This is a genomic window from Saccharopolyspora sp. (assembly GCF_017434145.1).
GTDB lineage: Bacteria > Actinomycetota > Actinomycetes > Mycobacteriales > Pseudonocardiaceae > Saccharopolyspora_C > Saccharopolyspora_C galaxeae.
On record NZ_JAFRFW010000149.1, the window covers coordinates 1 to 3022 of the forward strand.

The window sequence follows — 3022 nt, forward strand, 5'->3', positions numbered from 1 at the left end:
AAATGGGTGCGGCAAGAGCGATCGTTCGGCCGGAGCAGTCCCGGCCCGTCTCCGGCGGCGGTCGCGATGTTCGTACCCGGGACCCGCGGAGCCGTTGCGCCTGCCGGCTCGCAGCTTCCGGTCGCGGCGGCGAACCTTTCCCTCGAATATGTCGCGCAGTGCGCCCGAAAAGGCACCACCGATGCGACGAGCGCGCTGTTAGCATCGCGCCATGGAACCCGCGGGAAACGTATCGGAATCCTGGGAGGAAAACGCCGAAGATTGGATCGCGTGGACCCGCACTCCGGACAACGACGTGTTCTACCGGCATTTCCAGCAACCCGCGTTCGCGCGGCTCGTGCCGCGGCCGGGCCGGCGCACCGTGGAAATCGGCTGCGGAGAAGGCCGGGTGGGCCGCTGGCTGGCCGGGCGAGGCCACTCGGTCGCAGGCATCGACAGCTCCCCCACCCTCGTGCGAAACGCGCGAGCCGCCGGCGGCTACGACGAACTGATCTGCGGCGACGCCGCCCGCTTGCCCTGGGCGGACGGGTCGTTTGACACAGCGGTCGCATTCATGGCCCTGCACGACATGCCCGTCATGCCGCAAGCGATCCGCGAAATGGCGCGCGTACTCGAATGCGGTTCGCCGTTGTGCATCGCCATCGTGCATCCGATCAATCGGCCGCCCGAGCAGCTGGCCGACTACTTCACCGAACACCGGATCAGCGACGAGGTCGCCCAGAACGGTCTGCGGATGAACTTCGTCGGGATCAACCGGCCGTTCGAGGACTACGCGCGAGAACTGTGCGAGGCGGGTATCGTCATCGAAGCGCTGCACGAACCGCGTCCGGATCCGGCCGCGGTCGAAGCCGCCCCCGCACTCGCCGCCGCGAGGCGGAGCCCGTTGTTCCTGCACCTGCGCTGCCGCCTCGTCGGGCAACGATAGCGATCAGCGAAGCTCCGGGTCGCTGACGCGAGGGATCACTCCGCAGATCCGTTTTTCCGGCCGGTGACGAGCGCGAAGGTCAGCAGTTCGCCACGGTCGGTGTCGAGCATGGGGATCTCCGCGCGGGAGTGCTGCCTGACGAGCTCGTCGGGAGAATGTTCGGCACAGACCTCGCACCACAGCTTCCAGTCGAGCCAACCATCGGATTGCGCGCGGCTTGCAATGACCTCGACCAGTCCGGTCTGCTCCCACTCGAAGCGCCACCACTCGGGTGTGTGAAAGGCCAGGACCTCCCACCCCGCCCCGGTTCGCAGATGCGCCGGGGCCCCACCGAGCTCGCGCAATTCGCGGTGCAGCGACGGCACAGCGATCGACAGCTGACCGCCTGGCTTGAGGAACCGGCTGAGGTAGCCGAGGTAGAGATCATCGGTGCCGAAGTAGTGGTAGCTGTCCACGGACAGGACCGCATCGAACTGTTCCGGTTCGAACGGCAGGTCGTGCGCTTCGGCACGCACGGCGTGGACCTGGTCGCCGACGCCTGCCCGAGCGAATCGCGCGGCGTTGTCCTCGGCCGGGAGCCACAGTTCCGAGGCCCACACTTCGACGCCGTACTCGCGCGCCAGGAAGATCGAGGTCATGCCCGTTCCGCACCCGAGATCGAGGACCTTCATCCCGGGCCGGAAGGTGCAGTCCCGGCTGAGGTCCTCGAGCAGCCACAGCGGATTCGGACCCATGCAGTTGTCGACCATCCACTGCGGATCGTAGGTCGCCGCACGCGGGTACTTGTCAGGCATGACGAGTGCATCCAGCGAAGTCACCGCGTCTTCGTAGCAGCCCGCCGAACGACCCGACAACGGAATTTCCCGGGCAGGACACGGCAACGCGTTCGGCTGGGCGAGATGGGATGTGCGGCCGCGACTCGTTCACCGCCTGCAGCGAATGGCAAGCTGCGCGTCTCTCACCGAACTGTTCTCCCGCTGTCGGGCGGGCAGTTTCTCACGACTTCTCCCCAGCCCGACGAGGAATCCGTTCTTCCTGCACCCGCGCCGCACGGTTGGCGGTCGATGCTCGCCGACCGTGCAGCCGAGCGCCGTTTCGATCCGCGCCGGTGCACCGCCACCTCGCGCTCGCCGCCCCGGGCGGTCCCGCCGCTGCGGCCGCTGTCGGGGAGACTCGGCCCAGGAGCACCCAGCGGGTTTGGAAAGGTGAAAGCGTTGCGCAGCGGCGCGCCGACCGGCGCAGCCGCCTGCTGGCAGCGGGTACCAGACTGCTCGGCTCCGGCGGCGGATCGGCCGTGACCGTGCGGGCGGTGTGCCGGGAAGCGGGCCTGACCGAGCGCTACTTCTACGAGGCCTTCACCGACCGCGACGAACTCGTCGTCACCGTCTACGACCGGGTCGCCGCGCAAACCCGCGAAGTCGTCGCCCGAGCCGTCGCCGACGAACCCGGCGACCTCGAAACCCGCGCCCGCGCCACGGTCCAGGCGCTGGTGGACTTCCTGGCCGAGGACCCGCACCGCGCCCGGATCCTGGTGGCCGAAGCCCTCGTCGACCCGGTGCTGACCCGCGAAGGCATCCGGGTCGCACCCGAGCTGTTCGGCCTGCTCGTCGACGAAGTGCTGCCCGCGCGGACCGCGGACGCGCGCGACCGCACGCTGCTGGCCACCTCGCTGGCCGGTGGCATCGGCGCCACGATCCTGGCCTGGTGCGCCGGCGAACTCGACATCGGCCGCGACCGCATGGTCGAGCACGCCGTGACGTTGATCAGCACGATGGTCCGCGGCTCCGCGACCGGCGAGCCTTCCTGACCGGCCCCCTGGCCGTACCGGGTCCCCGGCGGTGCGGCCGGGACCGCGGGCAGTGCTCACGCGGCCGTGAGCACCACCGGCCCGTCCGCGGTGATCGCCACGGTGTGCTCGACGTGCGCGGCGCGGCTGCCGTCACCGGTGCGCACGGTCCAACCGTCGTCGCCGGTGTCGATGTCGTCGCGCCCACCGGCCAGCAGCATCGGTTCCAGCGCCAGCACCAGCCCGGGCCGCAGCGGCACACCACGCCCCGGTTTGCCTTCGTTGGGCACGAACGGCGCCTCGTGCATGTC

Annotated in this window: 4 protein-coding genes; 2 read left to right on the forward strand and 2 right to left on the reverse strand. The window is 69.6% G+C overall.

The window, feature by feature from the left end; all coding sequences use genetic code 11:
• Positions 1-211 precede the first annotated feature (211 nt).
• Entirely contained in the window at positions 212-925 is a 714-nt protein-coding gene (locus IJH84_RS04240; protein WP_295140409.1) for a class I SAM-dependent methyltransferase, read from the forward strand.
• Between the two features lie 35 nt (positions 926-960).
• Here IJH84_RS04240 and IJH84_RS04245 read toward each other — a convergent pair whose 3' ends face one another.
• Positions 961-1743, reverse strand: coding sequence for a class I SAM-dependent methyltransferase (locus IJH84_RS04245; protein ID WP_295140412.1), 783 nt, complete (start codon positions 1741-1743; stop codon positions 961-963).
• 86 nt (positions 1744-1829) lie between these two features.
• Here IJH84_RS04245 and IJH84_RS04250 point away from each other — a divergent pair, with 86 nt between their 5' ends.
• A complete protein-coding gene (locus IJH84_RS04250) occupies positions 1830-2732 on the forward strand; it encodes a TetR/AcrR family transcriptional regulator (protein ID WP_295140414.1) in 903 nt (300 codons plus the stop codon).
• A 56-nt stretch (positions 2733-2788) separates the two neighbouring features.
• Here the strand turns inward: IJH84_RS04250 and IJH84_RS04255 are convergent.
• On the reverse strand, positions 2789-3022 hold a 234-nt coding region (locus IJH84_RS04255), incomplete at its 5' end, for a M24 family metallopeptidase (RefSeq protein WP_295140417.1).